21 protein-coding genes are annotated in these 24,118 nt (G+C 72.4%); 14 read left to right on the forward strand and 7 right to left on the reverse strand.

Annotation, left to right across the window (positions count from 1 at the left end; genetic code table 11):
* Window positions 1-27 precede the first annotated feature (27 nt).
* On the reverse strand, window positions 28-438 hold the full coding sequence (locus AB0G63_RS19265; RefSeq protein ID WP_360751450.1) for a PIN domain nuclease: 411 nt from the start codon (window positions 436-438) through the stop codon (window positions 28-30).
* Entirely contained in the window at window positions 435-653 is a 219-nt protein-coding gene (locus AB0G63_RS19270) for a type II toxin-antitoxin system VapB family antitoxin (protein WP_360751453.1), read from the reverse strand. The genes AB0G63_RS19265 and AB0G63_RS19270 overlap by 4 nt, the downstream gene beginning before the upstream one ends.
* 137 nt (window positions 654-790) lie before the next feature.
* Between AB0G63_RS19270 and AB0G63_RS19275 the strand changes: the two genes are divergently transcribed.
* From AB0G63_RS19275 to AB0G63_RS19305, 7 genes are all read left to right on the forward strand, one after another.
* Window positions 791-1,471, forward strand: coding sequence for a UbiX family flavin prenyltransferase (locus tag AB0G63_RS19275; protein ID WP_360751456.1), 681 nt, complete (start codon window positions 791-793; stop codon window positions 1,469-1,471).
* Between the two features lie 150 nt (window positions 1,472-1,621).
* A complete protein-coding gene (locus tag AB0G63_RS19280) occupies window positions 1,622-2,077 on the forward strand; it encodes an Lrp/AsnC family transcriptional regulator (protein WP_324786400.1) in 456 nt (151 codons plus the stop codon).
* Between the two features lie 48 nt (window positions 2,078-2,125).
* Window positions 2,126-3,289 carry an aminofutalosine synthase MqnE gene (gene mqnE, locus AB0G63_RS19285; RefSeq protein WP_360751459.1) on the forward strand — a complete coding sequence of 388 codons (1,164 nt, stop codon included), beginning with the start codon at window positions 2,126-2,128 and terminating at the stop codon, window positions 3,287-3,289.
* A 65-nt stretch (window positions 3,290-3,354) separates the two neighbouring features.
* The gene (locus AB0G63_RS19290; protein ID WP_360751462.1) at window positions 3,355-4,005 is read left to right on the forward strand and encodes a UdgX family uracil-DNA binding protein; all 651 of its coding nucleotides are present in this window, start codon (window positions 3,355-3,357) and stop codon (window positions 4,003-4,005) included.
* Between the two features lie 34 nt (window positions 4,006-4,039).
* Complete coding sequence (locus AB0G63_RS19295) at window positions 4,040-4,564, forward strand: GNAT family N-acetyltransferase (RefSeq protein ID WP_360751465.1); 525 nt, start codon at window positions 4,040-4,042, stop codon at window positions 4,562-4,564.
* Window positions 4,565-4,648: 84 nt separating this feature from the next.
* On the forward strand, window positions 4,649-4,954 hold the full coding sequence (locus AB0G63_RS19300) for a DUF4229 domain-containing protein (RefSeq protein ID WP_360751468.1): 306 nt from the start codon (window positions 4,649-4,651) through the stop codon (window positions 4,952-4,954).
* Window positions 4,955-5,121: 167 nt separating this feature from the next.
* Complete coding sequence (locus tag AB0G63_RS19305; protein WP_360751471.1) at window positions 5,122-5,775, forward strand: TetR/AcrR family transcriptional regulator; 654 nt, start codon at window positions 5,122-5,124, stop codon at window positions 5,773-5,775.
* 887 nt (window positions 5,776-6,662) lie between these two features.
* Here the strand turns inward: AB0G63_RS19305 and AB0G63_RS19310 are convergent.
* Both AB0G63_RS19310 and AB0G63_RS19315 read right to left on the reverse strand, forming a co-directional pair.
* A complete protein-coding gene (locus tag AB0G63_RS19310) occupies window positions 6,663-7,565 on the reverse strand; it encodes a MaoC family dehydratase (protein WP_360751473.1) in 903 nt (300 codons plus the stop codon).
* Between the two features lie 5 nt (window positions 7,566-7,570).
* The gene (locus tag AB0G63_RS19315) at window positions 7,571-8,905 is read right to left on the reverse strand and encodes a 3-oxoacyl-ACP reductase (RefSeq protein WP_360751476.1); all 1,335 of its coding nucleotides are present in this window, start codon (window positions 8,903-8,905) and stop codon (window positions 7,571-7,573) included.
* Between the two features lie 86 nt (window positions 8,906-8,991).
* Here AB0G63_RS19315 and AB0G63_RS19320 point away from each other — a divergent pair, with 86 nt between their 5' ends.
* The 3 genes from AB0G63_RS19320 (at window position 8,992) to AB0G63_RS19330 (ending at window position 13,726) form a co-directional block, all read left to right on the forward strand.
* Window positions 8,992-10,278 (forward strand): acetyl-CoA C-acetyltransferase, encoded by a 1,287-nt coding sequence (locus tag AB0G63_RS19320; RefSeq protein ID WP_360751479.1) that lies wholly within the window; start codon window positions 8,992-8,994, stop codon window positions 10,276-10,278.
* Between the two features lie 224 nt (window positions 10,279-10,502).
* Entirely contained in the window at window positions 10,503-12,443 is a 1,941-nt protein-coding gene (locus AB0G63_RS19325; protein ID WP_360751481.1) for a long-chain fatty acid--CoA ligase, read from the forward strand.
* A 146-nt stretch (window positions 12,444-12,589) separates the two neighbouring features.
* Window positions 12,590-13,726, forward strand: coding sequence for a substrate-binding domain-containing protein (locus AB0G63_RS19330; protein ID WP_360751483.1), 1,137 nt, complete (start codon window positions 12,590-12,592; stop codon window positions 13,724-13,726).
* 615 nt (window positions 13,727-14,341) lie between these two features.
* Here AB0G63_RS19330 and AB0G63_RS19335 read toward each other — a convergent pair.
* Window positions 14,342-14,545: a cold-shock protein gene (locus AB0G63_RS19335; protein WP_324786388.1), complete on the reverse strand. Its 204-nt coding sequence runs from the start codon at window positions 14,543-14,545 to the stop codon at window positions 14,342-14,344.
* 288 nt (window positions 14,546-14,833) lie between these two features.
* Between AB0G63_RS19335 and AB0G63_RS19340 the strand changes: the two genes are divergently transcribed.
* Together AB0G63_RS19340 and AB0G63_RS19345 are read left to right on the forward strand one after the other, a co-directional pair.
* On the forward strand, window positions 14,834-15,682 hold the full coding sequence (locus AB0G63_RS19340) for a menaquinone biosynthesis protein (protein WP_360751486.1): 849 nt from the start codon (window positions 14,834-14,836) through the stop codon (window positions 15,680-15,682).
* Window positions 15,683-15,738: 56 nt separating this feature from the next.
* Window positions 15,739-17,511 carry a protein kinase gene (locus AB0G63_RS19345; RefSeq protein WP_360751488.1) on the forward strand — a complete coding sequence of 591 codons (1,773 nt, stop codon included), beginning with the start codon at window positions 15,739-15,741 and terminating at the stop codon, window positions 17,509-17,511.
* Here AB0G63_RS19345 and AB0G63_RS19350 read toward each other — a convergent pair.
* Entirely contained in the window at window positions 17,483-18,097 is a 615-nt protein-coding gene (locus tag AB0G63_RS19350; protein ID WP_360751490.1) for a hypothetical protein, read from the reverse strand. The genes AB0G63_RS19345 and AB0G63_RS19350 overlap by 29 nt on opposite strands.
* A gap of 13 nt (window positions 18,098-18,110) precedes the next feature.
* Window positions 18,111-22,688 (reverse strand): FtsK/SpoIIIE domain-containing protein, encoded by a 4,578-nt coding sequence (locus AB0G63_RS19355; RefSeq protein WP_360751493.1) that lies wholly within the window; start codon window positions 22,686-22,688, stop codon window positions 18,111-18,113.
* 269 nt (window positions 22,689-22,957) lie between these two features.
* Here AB0G63_RS19355 and AB0G63_RS19360 point away from each other — a divergent pair, with 269 nt between their 5' ends.
* Both AB0G63_RS19360 and AB0G63_RS19365 read left to right on the forward strand, forming a co-directional pair.
* Entirely contained in the window at window positions 22,958-23,263 is a 306-nt protein-coding gene (locus AB0G63_RS19360; RefSeq protein WP_360751496.1) for a WXG100 family type VII secretion target, read from the forward strand.
* Window positions 23,264-23,450: 187 nt separating this feature from the next.
* Window positions 23,451-24,113: a hypothetical protein gene (locus tag AB0G63_RS19365; RefSeq protein ID WP_360751498.1), complete on the forward strand. Its 663-nt coding sequence runs from the start codon at window positions 23,451-23,453 to the stop codon at window positions 24,111-24,113.
* The last annotated feature ends 5 nt before the right edge of the window (window positions 24,114-24,118 follow it).

The following is a 24,118-nucleotide window of genomic DNA, read 5'->3' on the forward strand; positions in this document are numbered from 1 at the left end:
CGTGACGGGCGGCGGGGTGTTGCGGGATCAGTTGCCGCGTGCCTCGCCCCGGGTCATGGGGATGCCTGGTCTCACCTTGGCGATGGCCTCGAAATCGTCGTCGACGTGCAGGACGGTCAGGCCGTGCCGCTCGGCGGTGAGAGCGATCAGGATGTCCATGGGGGAGGGTCCGTGATGGTGCCCGATCCTCACCAGGTCCCGCTGTACCTCCACGATCTTCGGCCACGGGTCGTCGAGTGCGGGAACCCAGCCGAAGGTCTGGCCGAGAACGGTGAAGAAGGGCTCGCAGTCCCGGTCGGACCGGAGGCCGGGCATCAGTTCCGCCTCGACAGGCGGACAGATGGCGACCAGCCCCCGTGCCACACGGTCGGGCCACGGTGGGCCGAGCTGCCGGCGCAGAAGCCGCCACACGGCGGAGGTGTCGGCCAGGTACGTCACAGTCCCGTCCGTTCCCGTTCCGCGAGGACGTCGAAGTCCAGGAACGCGTCGGCGTTCTCCTGGAGCCAGCCCAGCGCGCGTGCCCGGTCGTCGGCGCTGATGGCGGACGCTATGGTCAACGCGCGGTCGATGGTCTCCCGCTTGGTCCTGGTGCCGAGCTGGCGCTGAGCGAAGGCCAGCTTGTCGTCGTCGATGTCGACCAGGGTCTTGGACATGAGGCCTCCCACGACCGGGCGTATATATCGCCAACAACCTTATATCAACCAGTGGCTGCCGGGCCGGCAGCGCTGCCTGCGCGGCGCCCGGGCAGCGCGGTCCTGAACACCCCCCGCCCCACCGGTACGCTCAAGATGTGAACGCAGGAGAAAAGCAGCGCACGCCTTGGATCGTGGGGGTGTCCGGGGCATCCGGCACGCCGTATGCCGCCGCGGTGCTGCGCGCGCTGCTGGAGGCCGGTGAGAGCGTCGACCTGGTCGTCAGCCGGGCTTCGCGGCTCACGCTGCTCGACGAGACGGGGATCTCCTTCCGGGACGGCCACTGGCAGGACGACCTGCGGGAATGGCTGTCGCGGGGGGCCGACGGCAAGCCGGACCGCTTCCAGGTGGACCTCGCGGGCGTACGGCACTGGAGCGCCGGGGACCTCGCGGCTGGGCCGTCCTCGGGGTCGTACCCGAGCAAGGGCATGCTGATCGTGCCCGCTTCCACGGCCTGCGTCGCGGGCGTCGCGCTCGGGCTGTCCAAGGACCTGCTGCAGCGGGCGGCGAGCGTCACCCTCAAGGAGCGCCGCAGGCTGGTCGTGGCCGTGCGCGAGACCCCGCTGGGCGGTCAGACCCTGCGGCACCTGGTCGCCCTGGACGACGCCGGCGCGAGCGTGGTGCCGGCCTCGCCGGGCTTCTACGCGGGCGCCACCCACATCCAGGACCTGGTGGACTTCGTCGCCGGGCGGGTGCTGGACGCGGCGGGCGTCGAGCACGGCCTGTACCGGCGGTGGAAGGGCGGTCTGGGCGGCGGTGGCACGGCGGCGGGCCGGTAGAGCGCCGCACGTCGCGGTGCGCTCCGGGCGAGCGCCACGGCACTTCAGCACCAGCACCTCAGCACCAGCACCTCAGCACCAGCACCTCAGCACATCTGCATTTCAGGACTTCAGGACTTCAGGACTCTTCAAGCGGAAGGCTTCGATCGCATGGACGCGGTGGACAGGCAGCTCATCCAGGCCCTGAGGGAGAACGGCCGGGCCTCGTACGCGGAGCTGGGGCGCCTCGTCGGCCTGTCGGGACCCAGCGTCACCGACCGCATCAACCGGCTGGAGGCGGCCGGCGTCATCACCGGCTACCGCGCCACCGTCGACGCCGCCTCCCTCGGCCTCGGCGTCACCGCGCTGATCGGCATCTCGCTCTCCGACGCCGCCGACCACGAGGACGTGGCGATGCGGCTGAAGGACCTCGGGGAGATCGAGGACTGCTGGTTCATCGCCGGCGACGACTCGTTCATGCTCAAGGTCCGGGCGGCGGACGTGGACGGTCTGGAGAGGATCATCCGGCGGCTGTCCGGGACCAAGGGCGTCTCCCGGACCCGTACCACCATCGTGCTGTCCACGAAGTGGGAGAACCGGGTTGGTGAGCTGCCGGAAGAGGTCTGACGGGCACAGCGTACGGTTGACGGAGTCTTCTCAGAAAGAGGTAACGGCATGGACGTCGGGCTCAAGCGCGAGCTGGAGGAGAAGGTCCGCTCCGGTGAGCGGCTGTCCCGGGAGGACGGCATCGCGCTGTACGAGTCGGACGACCTGGCGTGGCTGGGCGGCCTGGCGCACGAGGTGCGCACCCGGAAGAACGGCGACGTCGTCCACTTCAACGTCAACCGCCACCTCAACATGACCAACGTGTGCACGGCGTCCTGCGCCTACTGCTCCTTCCAGCGCAAGCCGGGCGAGAAGGACGCGTACACGATGCGCATCGAGGAGGCCGTCAGGCTCGCCAAGGCGATGGAGTCGGAGAACCTCACCGAGCTGCACATCGTCAACGGCCTGCACCCCAACCTGCCGTGGCGCTACTACCCGCGGTCGCTGCGGGAGCTGAAGGCGGTCCTGCCGGACGTCTCCCTGAAGGCCTTCACCGCCACCGAGATCCACCACTTCGAGACGATCTCGGGGCTCAGCGCCTCCGAGATCCTCGACGAGCTCATCGACGCCGGGCTGGAGTCCCTCACCGGCGGCGGCGCGGAGATCTTCGACTGGGAGGTCCGGCAGCACATCGTGGACCACCGCACCCACTGGGAGGACTGGTCCCGCATCCACCGCCTGGCGCACGAGAAGGGTCTCAAGACCCCGTGCACCATGCTCTACGGCCACATCGAGGAGCCCCGCCACCGCGTCGACCACGTGCTGCGCCTGCGTGAGCTGCAGGACGAGACGAACGGCTTCCAGGTCTTCATCCCGCTGCGCTACCAGCACGACTTCGTGGACATGAAGGACGGCAAGATCCGCAACCGCCTTCAGGCGCGCACCCAGATGGCGACCGGCGCGGAGGCGCTGAAGACCTTCGCGGTCTCCCGGCTGCTGTTCGACAACGTCCCGCACGTGAAGGTCTTCTGGGTGATGCACGGCGTCCAGACCGCCCAGCTCGCCCTCCAGCACGGCGCCGACGACATGGACGGCTCGGTCGTCGAGTACAAGATCACGCACGACGCGGACAACTTCGGCACGCCGAACAAGCTGACCCGCGACGACCTGCTGGACCTCATCCGCGACGCCGGCTTCCGCCCGGTGGAGCGCAACACCCGCTACGAGATCATCCGTGAGTTCGACGGCCCGGACCCGGCGCGCCGGGACACCCCGCAGCCGATGCGCGTGTGACGTTTACGCCCGCCTGACGCCCAGGTGAGGCGTGATGCCCGGTGCAGGGCGGGTACCCGCCCGGCATGGTGCGCACCGAGGCTCCCGAGGACGCCTACACCGCCGAGCCGTTCCTGCCCGCGCGGCTCACGCTCGGCGGGCTGCGGGAGGCCGCCGCCGGCTGCCGGGGCTGCCCCCTGCACCGGGACGCCACGCAGACCGTCTTCGGCGCGGGTGCCGAGGACGCCCGTGTGATGCTCGTCGGCGAGCAGCCCGGCGACCAGGAGGACCGGCAGGGCAGGCCCTTCGTCGGGCCCGCGGGCAGGCTGCTGGACCGGGCGCTCGCCGAGGCCGGCATCGATCCCGGCGAGGCTTACGTCACCAACGCCGTCAAGCACTTCAAGTTCGCGCGGGCCGGGCCGGGCAAGCGCCGGATCCACAAGGCGCCGAGCCTGCGCGAGATGACGGCGTGCGGGCCGTGGCTGGCGGCCGAGCTGGCGGTCGTCGAGCCGGAGCTGGTCGTGGTGCTGGGCGCCACCGCGGGCAAGGCGCTGCTCGGCTCGTCGTTCCGGGTCGGCCGGGTGCGCGGGACGGTGCTGGAGGAGGAGATCCACGGGCGTCCGCGGCGGCTGGTGCCGACCGTGCACCCGTCGTCGGTGCTGCGGGCGGACGACCGGGAGACGGCGTACCGGGGGCTGGTGGGGGACCTGGAGGTGGCGGCGCGCGTGCTGTCGTGAGCGTCGTCAGCGCCGTAAGGGATACGATTCGCGTATGCCCCTTACCTTCACCCTGGACCCGTCCGTCACGCCCGACCTGCGCGACGGCCTGCTCGACCTGTGGGCCGACGTCACCGACGCGGGCGGCGCCGTCGGGTTCGTGCCCCCGGTGACGCGGGAGGAGATCCGGCCCGAGCTGCTGAAGCACTTCGTGGCGATGAGCGAGGGGCGCGCCCGCCTGCTCTGCGGGCACGACGAGGAGGGACGGGTGGCGGCCGCGGCGTTCCTCACGCACAACACCCACCGGCTGATGAAGCACTGGGTGTGGCTCTACACCGTGATGGTGCACCCCCGCCACCAGGGCCGGGGGTACGGCCGGGACCTGCTCGCGGCCGCCGCGGAGGCCGCCCGCGGTCTGGAGGGCGTGGAGGCGATCCGCCTCACCTGCCGCGGCGGACTCGGCCTGGAGCGCTTCTACGGTTCCTGCGGTTACAAGGAGGTCGGCCGCGTCCCCGGCGCCATCCGCGTCGCGCCCGGCGACGACCGCGACGACGTGATCATGCTGCTGCCGCTGGGCTGAGCCCCGGCCGGAAGATCGCGGGGTGAGCGTGCTTCACTGGACAGTGCTGTTTGCTCCTTTCTGGAATCGGAAGAGTGGATTGAGATGCTCCGCTACACGCTGATGCGCCTCGGGATCTTCGTGGGCTGCCTCGTGGTCGTCTGGGGCCTCGTGTACGCGGGTGTCGTCCCGCGCGGGCTCGGCGACTCCAACGGCATGTGGATCGTGCTGCTGTCGCTGGTGATCTCCGCTCCGATCAGCTTCGTCGTGCTGCGCGGGGAGCGGGACCGGGCCTCCGAGCAGGTCGTGCAGCGGGTGGACCGGATGAAGGCGAACCTGGCCGCCAGCCGCTCCCAGGAGGACGAGGCGGCCGACGAGGCGGCCGGACGCACGCAGGAACAGACCTCGTAGAGAACCTCGTGGAGAACCTCGTGGAGAACCTCGTCGAAAACCTTGGGGAGACCCTCCGGGAGAACCTCCGGTAGAACCTCGTAGCGACCTGACCGGGAGGCCCCGCGCTCCGGGCCGCCGCGCCCCGGAGCCGGACCGATCCGCCGGACAGGCCCTACCCTTGCCCCATGGGTGCCGTGAAGACCAAGCGGATGCCGCGCGCGGTCCGCGAACAGCAGATGCTGGACGCCGCCGTGCGGACCTTCGGCCAGCGTGGCTACATGGCCGCATCCATGGACGAGATCGCCGAACTCGCCGGTGTCTCCAAGCCGTTGGTCTACCTGTACCTGAATTCCAAGGAAGACCTGTTCACGGCCTGCATCCGCCGCGAGGCGAAGGCGCTGACCGAGGCGGTACGCGCCGGCGTCCGGCGCGATCTGCCCGCCGACCGCCAACTCTGGGAGGGGCTGCGGGCGTTCTTCACGCACACCGCGCAGAACCCGGACGGCTGGTCGGTGCTGCACCTGCAGGCCCGCACCCACGGCGAGCGGTTCGCCGCCGAGGTCGCCGCGATGCGCGAGGAGCTCGTCGCGTTCGTCACGCAGCTGATCGCCGTCGCCGCCCGGGAGGCGCACCGCGACCCCGACCTGCCCGAGCACGAGGTCGCCGGCCTCGCCGAGGCCCTGGTCGGCGCCGCCGAGTCCCTCGCCGCCTGGGCCAACGCCACCCCCGGCGTCACCGCGCGGCAGGCGGCGGCCACCCTGATGAACTTCGCCTGGGCAGGCCTGAGCAACCTGATGACCGGACACCCCTGGTCCCCCCCAACCACCCCCGAGCCCTGATCCCCGAGCCCCACCCGGTCCTCCTCACCACCCCCACCGCCGACACCGACGCCGACCCCCGCGCTGCCGCGCCGCACCGCGCGACGCCGCGTTCCGTGCCACCGCGCCACGCGCTGGGACGCGTCGCCACCGTGCCGGGCTTCAACGCGCTGGGCCCGGGCCCGCACCGTGCGCCGCGCTTCGCGCCATCGCGCCGAGCCGCGCAGCACCGCGCCGCCTAGCACCGCGCCGCGCAGCACCGTGTCGCGCAGCACCGCGCCGCGCTACGCCTGCCAGGCGGCGTGAGCTCCGAGGTCGCCCGGCCTCCGTGCGCAGGTCCGCGGGCGGCATCCGGGGCGTCGGGTCCCGGTGCGCTGGGCGGCCCGGCGGCCTGCGGCGCTGGACCGCGGTGCCGCGCCGCGCAGCACCGCGTCGCGCCCGCCAGGGGGCGTGAGCCCCCGAGGTCGCCCCTGCTCCCCTGCGCCCGTGCGCAGGTCCGCGGGCCGACCGGGTAGCGTTCGGGCGGCGTTCGGGGTGTCGGCCCCGGTGCGCCGGGCGGTCCGGCGGCCCGCGTGGACGCTCGGGGCGTGTCCGGCCCGGAATTCGCGCCACCGCGCCGTACCGCTGACGTCGCGCCGCGCCCGCCCGGCGGCCTGAGCCCCGGAGGTCGCCCCTGCTCCCCTGCGCCCGTGCGCAGGTCCGCAGGGGCTGACGGCTAGCGTCCGGGCGGCGTGCGGGGTGTCGGCCCCGGTGCGCCGGGTGGCCCGGTGGTTCGCGGCGCTGTCAGAAGCACCCTTGGCGAAGGGGGTCGCGTCGGTGCTCGGGGCGTGTCCGGCGCGGGGTTCGCGCCCCCGCTCGGGCCCCGGCGCGGGGGATCGAGCCGCCGCTCCGGGGTCACCGGAGCGCGGTCAGCGTCCGGCAGGGGGTGCTGTTGCCTCTACTCGGCCGCTCACGTGGACGCGGTCGCCGCTGCGCAGTTCGAATCGGGCGCCGTCCGCCGCGTAGGTCACCGTCCCCGGCAGCAGCACGGGTGCCCGGAAGCCGGCCCGTACGCGCACCGACTCGGGCGTGCCGTGGGCGGCGAGGCAGCGGGCCACGGTCCACATGCCGTGTGCGATGGCGCGCGGGAAGCCGAACAGGCGGGCGGTGAGCGGGTGCAGGTGGATGGGGTTGCGGTCGCCGGACGCGGCGCCGTAGCGCCGGCCGAGGTCCCCGGCCAGGTGCCACTCCGCCACCGCCGGCAGCGGCCCCGGCTCCTCCCGTTCGGCGGCGGCACTCGCTCCGGGACCGGTCCCCGCTCCGGCCCCGGCGCCCGCTCCGGCCGTCGTACGGTGCCGGTGCCGGTGCCGGGCGAGGTAGGTGCTCGTCGACTCCCACACCACGGCGGAGCCGTCCCGGACCTCGGTGACCACCGTGGCCTCGGTCCCGCGCCGGTGCGGCGCCAGGCCGGCGACCCGCACGGCGACCTCGTACGCACCGGTGGCCGGCAGTGCCCGGTGCCGGGTGATGTCGATCGACGTGTGGACGAGACCGAGCAGCGGCAGCGGGAAGTCCCGGCCGCTCATCAGCCGCATGGCCAGCGGGAAGCCCAGCACGTGCGGATAGGTGAGCGGCAGCCGGCCGTCGCCGGCGGCGAAGCCGCAGACCCGCTCGTAGGCCGCCAGCCGGGCGGGGTCGACGCGCAGCCCTGGCAGCACGAGCCGGTCGTGCGGGAAGCCGGCGTCCGGGCGGGGGCGCTTGAAGGGGGACCGCAGGGCGCCGCGGGCGAGCAGGGGCGCGAGCGCGGGGGAGCCGGTGAGGACGACGGACACGGACACTAGGCCCCCAGCAGGCTCTGGCCGCAGACCCGCACGACCTGCCCGTTGACCGAGGCCGAGGCCGGGTGCGCGAGCCAGGCGGTGGTCTCGGCGACGTCGGCGGGCAGCCCGCCCTGGGCGAGGGAGTTCATACGGCGGCCCGCCTCCCGGATGAACAGCGGTACCGCGGCCGTCATCTTCGTCTCGATGAACCCGGGCGCGACCGCGTTGACCGTCACCCCGTGCTCGGCGAGCGCGCGCGGCGCGAGCGAGCGCACCAGCCCGACGACGCCCGCCTTGCTCGCGCCGTAGTTCGTCTGGCCCGCGTTGCCGGCGATCCCCGCGATCGAGGCCGTCGCCACGATCCGCCCGCCGCGCTTCAGCGTCCCGGCGGCCAGCAGTTCGTCCGTGCTGCGCAGCACGCTCGCCAGATTCACCTCCAGCACCGAACTCCAGCGCTCCGCGGGCATGTTGACCAGCCTGCGGTCGCGGGTGACGCCCGCGTTGTGGACGAGGACGTCCAGGCCGTCGGGCAGCGCCTCGGCCATCCGCCGGCCGGCGTCCGCGGCCGTGATGTCGAGCGCGAGGGCCGTGCCGCCGAGCCGTTCGGCGACCCGCCGCGCGTCCGCCTCGGCCTGCGGCACGTCGAGTACGACGACCCGGGCGCCGTCCCTGGCCAGCGTCTCGGCGACCGCCTCGCCGATGCCGCGGGCGGCGCCGGTGACCAGGGCGGTGCGCCCGGCGAGGGGGCGGTCCGGGCCGTCGGTGACGTCCAAGGCATCGGCGACCTCCGGGGCGGCGGCGTCCGGGGCTGCGGGGCCCACCTCGATCACCTGGCCGCTGACGTACGCCGACCTGGGGGAGAGCAGGAAGCGCAGGGTCGACTCGGCGGCGGCCGGGTCCGTGAGCCGCACCAGGTTCACCGTCCGCCCGCGCCCGATCTCCTTGCCGAGCGAGCGCGTGAACCCCTCCAACGCCTGCTGGGCGGCGGCCTGGTGGTGGTCGTCGGCGTCGAGGGGCGTGCCCAGCACCACGACCCGGCCGCTGCCCGCGACGGACCGTACGACGGGGTGGAGGGCGGCGTGCACCTCGGCGAGCGCGCCGACGTCCCGCACGCCGGTGGCGTCGAGGACGACGGCGGCGGGGGAGCCGGTTCCCGCCGGGAGCCCCGTGCGGGCGAGGATGGGCGCGAGGTCCAGCCCGGACTTCCCGGCGGTGAGGTGCAGCAGGGGACCGGGCAGGGCGGGGTGCTCCGGCGACCAGCGCCGCAGCGGCTCCGGCTGCGGCAGCCCGAGCCGCCGGGTCAGGAACCGGCCGGGCGCGGTGCCGGTGAAACGGAGATATCGGTCGGCCACAGTCCTTCTCCCCACGCGGATCTTTGGTTACTCTGGAGTAAGGTTACCGGAGGTAATCCTATGTCACAGGTGAGGAGCAGGTCGAGATGAGCCCCCTGAAGCCGCCGGCGGCACGGCGGGTCGCGATCATCGGCGGCGCCCGCATCCCGTTCGCGCGCTCCGACGGCCCGTACGCCACCGCGTCGAACCAGGAGATGCTGACCGCCGCGCTGGACGGCCTCGTCGAGCGGTACGGCCTCCAGGAGCCGGGCGCCGTCGGCGAGTTCGTCGCCGGAGCGGTCCTCAAGCACGCCCGCGACTTCAACCTCGCCCGCGAGACGGTCCTCGGCTCGAAGCTGGACGCCCGCACCCCGGCCTACGACATCCAGCAGGCGTGCGGCACGGGGCTGCAGGCCGTGATCGCCGCCGCCAACAAGATCGCCCTCGGGCAGACCGAGTCGGCGGTCGCGGGCGGCGCGGACACGGCGAGCGACGCGCCCCTCGGTGTCAACGACCGGCTGCGCCGCATCCTGCTGGAGGCCCGGCGGGCGAAGTCGGCCGGCGGCCGGCTCAAGGCGCTCGCCCGCGTCCGCCCGTCCCACCTGATCCCCGACATCCCGCGTAACGCCGAGCCGCGCACCGGCCTGTCGATGGGCGAGCACGCGGCGGTCACCGCCCGCGCCTGGGGCATCACCCGCGAGGCGCAGGACGAACTGGCGGCGGCCAGCCACCAGAAGCTCGCGGCGGCCTACGAACGCGGCTTCTTCCGGGACCTGGTGATCCCCTTCCGCGACCTGGCCCGCGACCAGAACCTGCGCCCCGGCTCGACGACCGCCAAACTCGCCGCGTTGAAGCCGGTGTTCGGCCTGGACGCGCCGAACCCGACCATGACCGCGGGCAATTCGACGCCGCTGACGGACGGCGCCGCGACCGTACTGCTCGCCTCCGAGGAGTGGGCCGAGGCCCGCGGACTTGAGCCCCTCGCGTATCTGACGGCGTACGAGACGGCGGCCGTGGACTTCGTGGCGGGCGACGTCGCCGGCGGCGAGGACGGACTGCTGATGGCGCCCGCGTACGCGGTCCCGCGCATGCTGGAGCGGGCGGGCCTGGGCATCGAGGACTTCGACCTGGTCGAGATCCACGAGGCGTTCGCCTCCCAGGTGCTGGCCACGCTCGCGGCCTGGGAGAAGCGGGGCCTCACGCCCGTGGACCGCGCCCGGCTGAACGTCGCCGGCTCCTCCCTCGCCACCGGTCACCCGTTCGCCGCGACCGGCGCGCGGATCGTGGCGACGCTGGCCGGGCTGCTCGCCGAACGGGACGCCCCCGGCCGCGGCCTGATCTCGGTCTGCGCGGCGGGCGGCCAGGGCGTGACGGCGATCCTGGAACGAAACTGAAGGGTCATCACGTAACCCACGTAACCCACGTAACCCCGAGGTTGCACACGGCCGGCTCCGGACCCTCCCCGAACCCGCACCAACTCCCCATCTCAGCCCCGTACGATCACCGTCCCGAACAGCGGTGCCCCGTCGGCCGCGCACCGGCGGTGAACGTCTCGGCACGCGCGTCCCGTACCCCCGGTTGCACAGCGGAACCGAGCCGCACGCCTTCAGGAGCTGCCATGTCCGTGTCCTACCCGTCCGCGTACGACTACGACGGAGTTCCCCGGCTGGTGGAGCCGGAGGTACGGAAGCTGGACGGGGAGGTCCGGGAGGTGTCGGTGCCCCCGCTCGTCCCGCCGGCCACCCACGGCTCGCTGGCCGACCTGCCGTTCGACAACGCCGAGGCGGCTCCCGGCGACCGCGTCCTCAGCCGCCGTACGGCGGACGGCCGTTGGGCGGACGTGACGGCGGCCGAGTTCGCGCGGCAGGTGCTGGACCTCGCCAAGGGCCTGATCAACGAGGGGCTGGCGCCGGGCGACCGGATCGCGGTCATGGCGCGGACGGTCTACGAGTGGACGCTGCTGGACTTCGCCGCGTGGGCGGCCGGCCTGGTCACCGTCCCGATCTACCCCACCTCCTCCGTCTTCCAGGCCCGCTGGATCCTCCAGGACTCCGGCGCGGTGGCCCTGGTGACGGAGACCGCCGGGCAGGCCGCGGCCCTGGGCCCGGAGCTCAGCCGCCTGCCCGACCTGCGCCACCTGTGGGTCGTCGACAAGCAGCACCTGGAGCGGCTGGCCGAGCTCGGCCGGCACGTCTCCGACCAGGAGGTCTCCGTACGCCGCGGGATGCTGGTCCCCGACACCCTCGCCACCGTCATCTACACCTCGGGCACCACCGGCCGCCCCAAGGGCTGCGTCCTCACGCACGGCAACTTCCTGACGGAGGTCGACAACGCGATCGAACTCCTCTACCCGGTCTTCAAGTCGAAGTCGGCCGAGGACGCCGCGACCCTGCTGTTCCTGCCGATGTCGCACGTCTTCGGCCGCATGGTGGCCATCGCCTGCGTGCGCGCCCGGGTCCGGCTGGGCCATGCGCCGAGCATGGCGGCGGAGGACCTGCTGGCGGACCTGGCCGCGTTCCGGCCCACCTTCCTCCTCGCCATCCCGTACATGCTGGAGAAGGTCTACAACAACGCGCGGGCCAAGGCGGAGAGCGGCGGCCGGGTGACGGCCTTCGACCGCGCGGCGAAGGTGGCCGTCCGCCACGGAGAGGCGACCGAGGCCGGCCACGCCGGCACCGGCCCCGGTCCGGGCGCGGCCCTGAAGGCGGCCCGCGCCTTCTACGACCCCCTCGTCTACCGCCGTATCCGCAACGCCATGGGCGGCCGCGTCCGGCACATCATCTGCGGCGGCTCACCGCTGGGCCGCCGCCTCGCCGCCTTCTACGCGGGCGCCGGCATGGAGATCTACGAGGGCTACGGCCTGACCGAGTCGACGGGCGCGGCGACGGTGACGCCGCCCCTCAAACCCCGTCTGGGCACGGTCGGCTGGCCGCTGCCCGGCACGAAGGTGCGCATAGCGGCCGACGGCGAGATCCTGCTCAGCGGCGGCCAGGTGTTCCGCGGTTACTGGGACCCGCACGGCGGCGGGGTGGCCCCCGCGTCGGCGGACGGCTGGTTCGCGACGGGCGACCTGGGCCGCCTGGACGACGAGGGCTACCTGACGATCACCGGCCGCAAGAAGGAGATCCTGATCACCGCGGGCGGCAAGAACATGGCGCCCGCCCCGCTGGAGAACTGGCTCCGCCAGCATCCCCTCATCTCCCAGTGCATGGTCCTGGGCGACGGCCGCCCCTACATCTCCGCGCTCCTCACCCTGGACCACGACGGCATCGCCCACTGGTGCCGGATGAACGGCCGGCCCGCCGTCCCGGTGGAACGGCTCGTGGACGACGAGGCGTTGCGGGCGGTGCTGCAGCGCGCGGTCGACGAGGCCAACAAACTGGTCTCCCGCCCCGAGTCCATCCGCCGCTTCGCCGTCCTGCCCCGTGACCTCACCGAGCGGGAGGGCCATCTGACGCCGTCGATGAAGCTCCGCCGGGAGGCGATCATGCGGGAATTCGCGGCCGAGGTGGAGGCGCTGTACGCGCAGGAGAAGGGCTCCCGGACAGCCAGGCGCTGACTGCCGTGGGCAATGTCCAGAATACCGACCGGTAAACATCAGTTGCGCGCTTGTTACGACAACATCTTGACGTGTCAGGCAGGTGACGCTTTGCTGTCGGCGGTCTGGCACCGATGTTGCTCCCTGGTTCGGAAGGCCCCCCTGACGTGAACCCTCGCACCACCCGAAAGGCCGTAGCGCGTCGCACCGCTACAGCCCTGACCGGCTTCTCCGCCGCGCTCTCCCTCGCCGCGTGCGGCGTCATCAATGATGTCGGCGCAAGCGGCAGTTCCAGTGGGCCGACGAAGGGCGACGACCTCACGGTGGGCCTCCTGCTCCCCGACAAGGACACGGCGCGCTTCGAGAAGTTCGACTATCCGATCATCAAGAAGGAGGTCTCCTCGCTCACCCACGGCAAGGGCACGGTTCGCTACGCCAACGCCGAGGCGAGCAAGACCACCCAGAGCTCGCAGTTCCAGGACATGATCGACGACAAGGTGGACGTCGTCCTGGTCGACGCGGTGGACGCCGAGGCCATCGCCCCGGACGTGCAGAAGGCCAAGGACGCCGGCATACCGGTCATCGCCTACGACCGGCTCGCGCAGGGCCCGATCGACGCCTACGTCTCGCACGACAACGAACTCGTCGGCGAGGTGCAGGGCCGCGCCATCCTCGACGCGCTCGGCGCGAAGGCGGCGACCAGCAAGATCGTCATGATGAACGGCGACCCGGCCGACCCGAACACCGGCCGGTTCAAGTCGGGCGCGCTCAGCGAGCTCAAGGGCAAGGTGCAGATCGCCGAGGAGTACGACACCAAGGAGTGGAAGCCCGAGGCCGCCGCGGCGAACATGAAGCAGGCCATCCAGGCCATCGGGCTGAGCCACATAGCCGCCGTCTACTCGGCCAACGACGGCATGGCGGGCGCCGTCATCGACACGCTGAAGGAGGCGGGCGCCACCGACATCCCGCCGGTGACCGGGCAGGACGCGAACCTGGACGCGGTGCAGCGCATCGTGGCGGGGCAGCAGTACATGTCCGTGTACAAGTCGTTCCTGCTGGAGGCGACGAACGCCGCGAGGATGGCGGTGACCAAGGTCCAGGGCCACGACATCGAGTTCGACGCGCTGACCCAGGAGAAGGTCGACAGCCCGACCCAGAAGGACATCCCCTCGATGCTGGTGCCGGTGGTCGCGCTCACCAAGGACAACATCAAGGAGACGGTGATCGCGGACGGCGTCTACACCGTCGACGACATCTGCACCTCGGCCTACGCGGCGGACTGCGCGGCCATCGGCCTGAAGTAACCCGCTCCTCCCTCCGGGCGATCACCGGCCCCGACACCGCCCGGGCCGGGCCGGGCGGGGCGCACACCCGGCCCGGCGAGGTGCCGGGCATGCGGTCGCCCGGCATGCGGCCGCCCGGCCTGGGGCGCCCGGCCTGGGGCGCCCGGCCTGGGCCGCCACTCCCGGGCCCGGCGACCTGCCCGCCCGGCCCGGTTCCGCGTACGCGGATCGGCCCTCGGCGATCACGTCGTGGAAGGCGCGGGTGCCGTGGAGGGGCTGGTGGGTTCGCGAAGCCGGCGTCGGTCAGGGCCGGGGACCCGGCCCACGGCCCCCGCCGACACCAGCCTCCGCACACGATCCGATGTCTCGGCGCGCCCGTGCCGCAGCATCGGCCCGGCCAGTCGCAGGGCGTAGGCGCCGACCGCGAGCACGACGTCCCCACTCACCCGCACCACCCCCGCCCGACCGGCCCGGCGGGCGGGAGGGCGTGCGGGCGCGTCGCGCGGGGCGCGTGGGGCCTGTGGGGACTATGGGGCCTGTGGGGCGTGTGAGGAAAGGCAGGAGCCCCGTCGCCGTGCGGCGCGGGGCTCCTTGGTACTGCTATCTGTTCCGGATCAGAGCTTTGGGCTCGTCAACTCAGATGGCGGTGACGTTCTCGGCCTGGGGACCCTTGGGGCCCTGGGTCACGTCGAAGGTCACCTGCTGGTTCTCCTCGAGCGAACGGAAGCCGTTCGCGTTGATCGCGGAGTAGTGGACGAAGACATCGGGGCCGCCGCCTTCCTGGGCGATGAAACCAAAGCCCTTTTCGGCGTTGAACCACTTCACGGTTCCGGTAGCCATAAGCCCTCCTTGGGCCCAAAGGGTTGCCCTGCTCCAGAACCCTGCAAGTGTGAAAACAAGAATGCCGCACAACTGCATACGTCTGAAAACGACTAGAGCCCGCGGTCACATGCTCCGCAGGCTCTGTACTGCAAGGGAAACCAAACTGCAACTTGCGGCGAGCCTAGCATGCGGGCAGCCGAACGCAACAGAGGTCAAGATCACGTCACCCGGATGTTTGAAGATCGCGTAGGGGTTGACTACTGGGGCGGAGTCTGGAGCGTACCCCATAGGGGCTAGCCTCGCGATGTGGACAATTCTCGCACCCGGCCGCGCGTCGGCCACATCCAGTTCCTCAACTGCCTGCCCCTGTACTGGGGGCTCGCGAGAACGGGCACGCTCCTCGACTTCGAGCTGACCAAGGACACCCCGGAGAAGCTCAGCGAGCAGCTGGTGCGGGGCGACCTCGACATCGGGCCCGTCACCCTGGTCGAGTTCCTGCGCCACGCGGACGACCTGGTCGCCTTCCCCGACATCGCCGTCGGCTGCGACGGCCCGGTGATGTCCTGCGTCATCGTCTCGCAGGTCCCGCTGGAGCGGCTGGACGGCGCCCGGGTCGCCCTCGGGTCGACCTCGCGCACCTCCGTCCGCCTCGCCCAGCTGCTGCTGGCCGACCGCTTCGGCGTGACGCCCGAGTACTACACCTGCCCGCCGGACCTCAGCGTGATGATGCAGGAGGCCGAGGCCGCCGTGCTCATCGGTGACGCCGCCCTGCGCGCCAACCTCCACGACGGCCCGCGCTACGGCCTCGCCGTGCACGACCTCGGCCGGCTCTGGAAGGAGTGGACCGGCCTGCCGTTCGTCTTCGCCGTGTGGGCGGCCCGCCGCGACTACCTGGAGCGCGAGCCGGTCATTACCCGCAAGGTCCACGAGGCGTTCCTCGCCTCCCGCAACCTCTCCCTGGAGGAGGTGGGCAAGGTCGCCGAACAGGCGGCCCGCTGGGAGGCCTTCGACGAACGCGTCCTGGAGCAGTACTTCACCACCCTCGACTTCAGGTTCGGGCCCCCGCAGCTGGAGGCCGTCGCCGAGTTCGCCCGGCGGGTCGGGCCGACCACCGGCTTCCCGGCGGACGTGAAGGTGGAGCTGCTCCAGCCGTAGTCACTACGCTGCCGGACACGAGGCGTACGGGGTCATCACGGGGGAGGGTGGACGCCATGCAGCCACTCGGAGTCGACGAGCCCACCGCCGTGGGGCCCTACCGGCTGCTCGGCCGGCTCGGCGCCGGCGGCATGGGCCGGGTCTACCTGGGCCGCAGCGCCGGCGGCCGCACGGTCGCGGTCAAGATCGTGCACCCGCACTTCGCGCTGGACGAGGAGTTCCGCGCCCGCTTCCGGCGCGAGGTCGACGCCGCGCGCCGGGTCGGCGGCGCCTGGACCGCGCCGGTCCTGGACGCCGACACCGAGGCGGCCGTGCCCTGGGTCGCCACGGCCTACGCGGCCGGCCCGTCGCTGGCCTCGGCGGTCGCGGACGGCGGAGCGCTGCCGGCGCCCTCCGTACGGGCGCTGGGAGCGGGCCTCGCCGAGGCGCTGACGGCGGTGCACGAACTGGGACTGGTGCACCGGGACGTGAAGCCGTCCAACGTGCTGCTGACCCTCGACGGACCCCTGCTGATCGACTTCGGCATCGCCCGCGCCACGGACGGCACGGCCTCCCTCACCTCGACCGGCGTGTCGGTCGGCTCGCCCGGCTACATGTCCCCCGAGCAGATCCTCGGCAAGCCGGCCGGCGCGGCGGCCGACGTCTTCTCCCTGGGCGCGGTGCTGGCCTTCGCCGCGACCGGACGGCCCCCGTTCCCCGGGGACTCGTCCGCCGCGCTGCTGTACAAGGTCGTCCACGAGCCGCCCGAACTCGGCCTGCCGGGCGGCGAGCTGCGGGAGCTGGTGGAGAGCTGCCTGGCCAAGGATCCGGACGCCCGGCCCGCCCCCGCCGAAGTGGCCCGACGGCTCGCCCCCGAGGGGGCGGCCCGGCTGATCGCGGGCGGCTGGCTGCCGGGGACGCTGGTGGAACAGGTCAGCCGCAGCGCCGTACGGCTGCTGAACCTGGAGGCGGCGGAGACCGCCTCGGGGCCGGTGGGGTTCAGCAGCCCGTCGGTGCGGGAGTCTCCGACGGCCGTGCCCCCCACGGTCGGCGGAGAGGGGGCCGGGCAGCCGACGCTGGGGGAGTTCGGGCCCGCCCCGGCGATGCCGCTGTCCCCGGTGCCCGAGCCGCGTGACGCACCCGCCGCTGAACAGCGTCCCGTTGAGGGCCCCGGCGAAAACCCCGGTGCGGCTCCCGGGAAGCTGTCCGTCTCCGTCGCCGCGACCTCCGTGCCGGGGGACGGCGGACGGGGACGCCGGCTGAGCTGCACGGTGGCGCTCGCGGTTGCCGGAGCGCTCGCGGCGGTGACCGTCGGATCGGTGTTCGTCCTCGACCTGCTGCCCAAGGACGGCGACGACACCGCGAGCGGCCCCGGCACCCGTGCACCTTCCGTCGGCGCCACGCCCGCCACGTCCGCCACGTCCGCCACGTCCGCCACGTCCGACCCGCCCGGCACGACCCCGACCGGCGACCCCAGCGCCACCGACAGAGCCCCGTCCACCGTCCCCGACGCCTACCTCGGCACCTGGGAGGGACAGGGCCTCGGCCTCGACGGCACCCTGCCGATGGGCACCTTCCGGCTCACCGTCCACCGGGCGGGCGTCGGCGAGGAACTGGGCAAGCTGCGCCAGACCGACCCGCTGGGCGGCGTCTGCAACGACGTACTCACCCTGAAGTCGGTCACGAGGCAGCAGATCGTCGCCACCTCGGTAGGCGCCGCGTCCAACCACGACGGCTGCAACCCGGCCGCGCACACGGTACGGCTGACCCGGGTGGGCGACGACCTGACGTACGCCTCGGACAGCGAGGCGGAAGGGAACCCTACGGCCCGGATGTCCCGGGCGGGGTAGCCGAAGCGCCGGCCGGACGGGCGCGTCTGACGAGCAAGGCGATCAGCAGCGCGGACGCCGCGACGGTGGCGGCCAGGCCGACAGCCCACACGAACGGGTAGTGCACATGGACCCAGCAGGGATTGCCCTCGCTGTAGCACGCGCCGTCCCAGTCCCGCTCGTGCTTCGGACGGGCCACCCCCGTGATCACGCTCATGAGCGCCTCGCAGGCGGCCAGCCCGGGCAGCGCGGCGACCGCCCAGCCGAGGGAACGCGCCTTGCGCTTCTTCCAGTCCATCCGGAACAGCGGAGTCATCAGCGCGCCGAAGGCGACCGGCACCAGCACCCCGACGCAGGCGGCGAACGCGTAACCGCCCCCCGGCCAGGAAGGCGCGAGGTCACCCCAGACGTCCTCGCCCCACTCCTGACGGGCCATGGCCGGCGGTACGACGACGGCCAGCGCGGCGAGCAGGACCAGTACGGCGGCACCGCAACCGAACTCGCCCTCCCTCGGCTTCTCCGGCCGCGGGAGGCCCGGCCGGTGCTCGTACCGCAGCCCGCCAGGCGCCGCTCTCCTGCGCCTCGGCCTGGCCGACCCCGTACTCATCCCCACCTCACGGTCACAGCGGCGTCGTCACGGTCAGGTGCTCCCCGCTGCCCAGGTGCAGCATGCCCTTGCCGGGGGTGATCGGGCCGCCGACCATGCTGCGGGTGGTGCGGATGCCGATCAGCTCGCCGGAGCCGGACTCCTGCGGGGAGAGCAGGATGCCGCGGCGGGCCTTCTTCGCGTCCACCTGCCAGCCGGAGAACCCGTCGCAGATCTCGTCCTCGTCACCGGCGATCACCACGGCCAGCCCCTCCTCGGCGCCGCGCTCGATGATGCGCTTGAGGACGTCCTCGGCGTCGCAGTCGTCCAGCACCTCCGCGTCGTCGACCAGGACGACGACCGGCTCCTCGGGCTTTGCCGACCCGATGACCTCCTCCAGCTCGTCCTCGTCGACGTCCCGGCCGGTGAAGACCCGCAACACGCCCTCCTGCCCGTCCAGTTCACGCAGCGGTGAGGGCCGCGGCGCCGCGACGACGATGCGGACGCCCTTGCCGAGGAAGGAACGGGCGAAGGCGAGCAGCATCGTGCTGCGGCCGGACTTCGCCGGACCGCCGATCACGAACGCAGGGACGCCCTCGGCCAGGTCGGGCCCGTACGCGGTGAGTTCGTCGCCGCCGACGCCGGCCAGCGCCCACAGCGGGGACGACGTCGTCGCCGGGTCGCGCATCGCCCACGCGTCCTCGAAGGAGATCCGGCTGGGCAGCACGTCGACCCGGAACGGCCGCCGGGCGCGCGGCACTTCGGCGTCCCGGGCGGCGGCCGCCTCGCCGATCGCGAGCAGCGCGGCGTTCTGGCCCTGGCCGGTGGTGTCCTCCGACAGCAGCGCGAACTGCGTCGCGGTGGCGGACTCGCTGCGGAAGGCGCGGCCCGGCGGGATCTCCTCCGGCACCTTGCGGGAGTTGATGTCCAGCATCGAGAAGTCGGCGCGGTCGGCGAGCCGCAGACCGTACTTGTCCTCGGTGAGGGAGGAGATGCGGCCCGCCAGCAGCTGCCGGTCACCGGTGATGACGACGTGGATGCCGACGCTCGCGCCCTCCCGCATCATCGCCATGATCTGGTCGGTCAGGTCACCGTGGTTGTGCTCACCCAGCGTGGGCAGCCAGCCCTCCCAGCGGTCCAGCAGCAGCACGATGTGCGGCAGCCGCTCCTCCTCGGCGACGGCGGCCCGCTGCTCCCCGACGTCGGCGAACCTCTTGTCGGCCAGCAGGTCCTGACGTCGGCTCAGCTCGCCGCTCAGCCGGTTCATCAGCCGCTCGACCCGCTCCAGCTGGTTGCGGCCGACGACCGCGCCGCAGTGCGGCAGCCGGGTCAGCGCGTTCAGCGCGCCGTTGCCGCAGTCGATGCCGTACAGGTGGACGTCGGCGCAGGAGTTGGTGCGGGCCAGCGAACCGGCGATGGTGCGCAGCACCTGCGAACGACCCGAGCGCGGGGCGCCCGCCACGATGAGGTGCCCGAACGTCGCGAAGTCCACCGCGACCGGACGCCGGGCCTGGTCGGCCGGCAGGTCCTCGACACCGAACGGGGCGGCGGGCAGCGCACCCTGCGCGCGCACCGCCGGCACGTCGTCGAGCAGCAGCGTCTCGTCCAGCGCGGGCAGCCACGGGGAGTGCTGGGCGGGGATGCCGAGCGCCTGGTTGGCCTCCCGCACGGCGTCCACCAGCACCTTCAGATCGGTGATCTCGTCGTCCTCGCGCGCCTCCGTCTTCGGCTTGCGCAGCGCCGCCCGGCCCAGATCCTGCCAGGTCAGCTCGCCCGCCCACGGCGCGAGGACCGCCGGATCGGCCGCGCCGGGACGGCGGCCGCCCACGCGGCCGGACTGGAACGGGATCAGGGACGCGTGGCCGAGCCGGACGTACGCCCGGCCCGGCGTGCTCTTGGAGATGTGCCCGGCGTCCGGCGCGTCGATGACGTCGGTGGACTCGCCCGCGTCGGTCACGCGCAGGGCGATGCGCAGGTTGGTGTTGGCACGGATCTCCGGCGACACGACACCGCTCGGCCGCTGGGTGGCCAGCAGCAGGTGGATGCCCAGCGAACGGCCCCGCTGGGCGATGTTCACCAGGCCCGTGACGAAGTCCGGCAGGTCGCGCACCATGGACGCGAACTCGTCGATGACGATGAGCAGCCGCGGCACCGGCGCATGGCTCGGGTCCCGGCGCACCAGGTCCTGGTAGTCCTCGATGTCCTTGGCGTCGGCGGCGGCGAGGATGTGCTCGCGCCGCTTCAGCTCCGCGCCCAGCGATTCGAGCGCGCGTTCCACGAGATGCGCGTCCAGGTCGGTCACCATGCCGACGGTGTGCGGCAGTTTCACACAGTCCTTGAACGCCGAACCGCCCTTGTAGTCGACGAGGACGAAGGTCATGTTCTCCGGCGTGTTCGCCACCGCCAGCGCCGCCACGATCGTCTGCAGCAGCTCCGACTTTCCGGAACCGGTCGTACCGGCGATCAGGCCGTGCGGCCCGTCCCGGCGCAGGTCGATGCCGAACGGCCCGTCGTACGACTCACCGATCACGGCCATCGTCGACTGCCTGCCCATCCGCCAGCGCGCGGCGATCGCGTCACGCGTCGGCGGCTCCAGCTGCAGCACGTCCAGCAGGCGGCTGGCGGCCGGCAGCGCGGAGTCCTCGGTCTCCCCGCTGATGTCGCGCAGCGGCGCGAGGGAGCGGGCCAGCCGGGCGCACCACGCGGCGGACACGAAGTCCGGCCGTACGTCCTTCTTGCGCAGCGCCCCCGTCTGCTCCACCCGCAGCCGGAACTCCAGCTCCTCTTCGGCCTGTTGCTCGGCATGCTGCGCGCCCTGGTGCCAGGCCTGGAACGACGGGAACCCCCCGGCGGACTGCTGGGCCACGGCGACGGCGCCTGTGCTCTCTCGGTCGTCGGCCCGGCGCGGCTCGGCGACCACGAACGCCTGGCACTCACCGGGCAGGAACCGCTCCTCCTCGTCCAGGCAGATCGCGTAGATCGCGACCGCTGGCCCCTCCCGCAGCAGCCGTACGACGCCCGGCATCGACCGCAGCCGCCGCGAGCCGTCCCACACGACGACGATGTCGGGGTCCGTGAAGGCGGGCCCGTCGTTCTTGTTTCGCCCGCCCTGCTGGAGGGCCTTCTGCCGGGCGTCGAGCAGCTGGGTCAGCTCGCCGACGCGCGCGCCGACGGTCTCGGAGTCCGTGCCGATCAGGACGTTCGCGTCCTGGCCGCCGCTGGGGCGGGCGTGCGGCAGCCAGCGCACCCAGTCCCAACGGTCGCGGGCGTCGTTGTCGGTGAGCACGTAGAACTGCACGTCCATCGGGCTGTGCAGCACGGCGGTCTGCGCGACCGCCCACCGTCCGAGCGCGGCCGCCGAGTCGCCGGGGCCGGCGACGCCGATGACCCCGAGCTCGCGCAGCGGCAGCGCGACGGGCGCGTCCTCGATGTACCAGCGGACCTTGCGCTTGTGCTCGTCCTGCTGCGGGTCGTCCAGCTCCACCTCGGAGGGCAGCCGCCCGGTGCCGAAGCGCAGCAGCAGATGGTCGGCGTCGGTGCGCCGGCGTTCCCACAGCCGGGTACGGGGCCCGGTGCCGAAGGTCAGCACGGCGGCCGGGTCGGGCACGGCCTGCCGCCGGTCGCCGCGCTCGGTGACCAGCGCGTCCTGGGCGTCCTTCTCGATCCGCGCCTTGTGCTCCTTGTACTCCTTGACCTGCTTGGCGTGCGACTTGCGGCCGTGCTTCTTGTCCATGAAGTAGTTGCCGAAGAGCATGACCGGGCTCATCAGCGCCATGACCATGTAGTACCAGCGCCCGAAGATCAGCACCGAGACCACGGCCCCGACCAGCGGCAGCAGCGCCATCAGCCACGGCAGCGGGCGGGCCTCGTAGTCACCGGGCGGGTTCGGCAGCATGAAGTGCGTGGTGCGCTCGGCGGGGCGCAGCCGCGGGGGCCGGTTGTAGTCGAGGCCGGCTCCGTCGTCGGACCACTTCAGAGCGGCGTTCGGCGGGGCGTACGGGGCCAGCTCCAGAAGGGTGTTCCCGAGCGCAAGTTGTGACCGCAGAGGCCACTCCCCACCCTCGAAGTCCTCCCCGTCCAGCCGGGCGGCCTCCTCTTTGCCCGTGTGCAACAGGAGTTGGCAGGTCCCGTCGATAGCGATGGACAAAGCAGCCGCCCGTCCCGGGAGTTCGGGATCATCGATACGCAACTGCGCTGCGCCCCCGCTGCCGATGTCGTACTTCCCGACCCCCAGCCGGTGCACGGCACCCGCCCCCGGCCCGCCCACCACCCGGAACTCCACGACCCCGGTGGGCTCGCCGAGGACGCAGCCGGCCGGATCGTGCAGGCTGACGACGACACCGTCGCGCAGCGGCGACCCGACGACGGTGGCGGCGGGGTCGAGCGCGTACCCGTCGACGTAGGCGAGGGGAGCACCGGAGCCGCCGCCGGCCTGGGCACCGGCCTGAGCACGGGACGCCCCGATCGGAATGACCTGCGCACTGTCGCCGAGGCCGACGTGACGCGCCAGTTCCCGGGCGATGTCGCCGACCGTGGACTCCGGATCGGCGTCGAGCACCACGTCGGCGCTGGCACCGCCGACCGGATCGACGACGGTCAGACTCAGACGCACGTCAGTCCCCCACTACGCTCGGGCCACCGGGCCCACTCACCGTGCAAGTGACCATATCCGCCTCGCCTTTGCCGATAGCAACGGAATACACGCCGGTTCACGATTCCCTCGCAAGAGAGCTCTGCGGCCCCACGGGCCACACCCGTAAGATCTTTGCTCATGCGGACGCGACCGCGCACGGACGCTCAACGGGCGTCCACGCCAGCCGCGTTGAACGACAGCGCCACGGGGGCAGGCCCTGCGGCCGCACGAACGGGAGGAGAGCCGCCATGGGCAAGGGCAAAGACGCAGACCTTACTTATGCAGAGATGGAGAAGGTCGCGGGTGACCTGATCAAGGACATGCACGACCTGGAAGACAAGATCAAGTCGGTCGAGAAGCGGGTCAGCCAGCTGGTGGAGAACGGCTTCACCACCCAGAAGGCCTCCGGCGCCTACGACGACTCGATGAAGGACTTCACCAAGGGCGCGACGAAGACCATCCAGGGCCTGCACGGCCTGTCGGACTTCCTGAAGAAGGCCAAGGAAGCCTACGAACAGCTGGACGACCAGCTCGCCAAGTCAGCCAAGGGCTGACCGACGCTTCCAGGTCGTACCGGTGCGGCGGGACCGCCACGTCCCGCCGCACCGCACGTGTTCTGAGCAGTCGGCCCCGGCCGGCGGATCGACGTAGCGATTACCAACGGCTTGATCTCGACGTCATCGAGCCGCGACCCGCTCCTCGGCTGAGCGGACGACGACGCCCTGCCCAAAGGAAAGAGACGTGACCTCACCGAACGAGGGCGCCTTGCGGGCCGGGCACTACGAGTGCACCTTCGAGTTCCAGCCCGGCTGGATCGACCTGACCCTTCAGGCCGGCACCAAGGCCGAGGCGAAGGCGCTGGCCAAGGAGGTGGTGAACCGGCTCAACCCGCTCGGCCTGGAAATTGAGAAGAGCGCGGTCTTCGACGACATGGTCGCAAGGGCCGTCGACCTCAACGAGGAATTTCCGACCCTTGCGGCGGCGTCCTACACGGAGGCGGGGAAGACACTCGCCAATCTCTCGGTCGACGGCTACAGCGACGAGGGGGTGCCCCGGCCGAGTGCCGAGGAGGTCACCCCATTGCTGCTCGAATGGGGGAACGCCGAGGCCATCGGGGAGCCGCAGATCACCCGTCTCGAACTGGCCGCCGGACCCGCGGTGCGGGTGCAGTCACTGCTGAAGGTCAAGCGCATGCTCGGGCTCGGCCGGAAGCTTACGGAGTTCATCCGGTACGCCGTCTTCCCACCGCATGTGCAGACGCTCATCGTCGTCACGGTGACCTGGGAGAAGATCGCACTCAGCACCGAGATCACAGAACTGGCCGACGAGGCCGTGCGGACCATGCGGATCAATGCGCTCCCCACCGGGGACCGCACCGCCCCGGCCGACGGAGGAACCGCGTGAAGACG

It is taken from the genome of Streptomyces sp. NPDC020996 (assembly GCF_040641355.1).
In the GTDB taxonomy this organism is placed as follows: Bacteria; Actinomycetota; Actinomycetes; order Streptomycetales; family Streptomycetaceae; genus Streptomyces.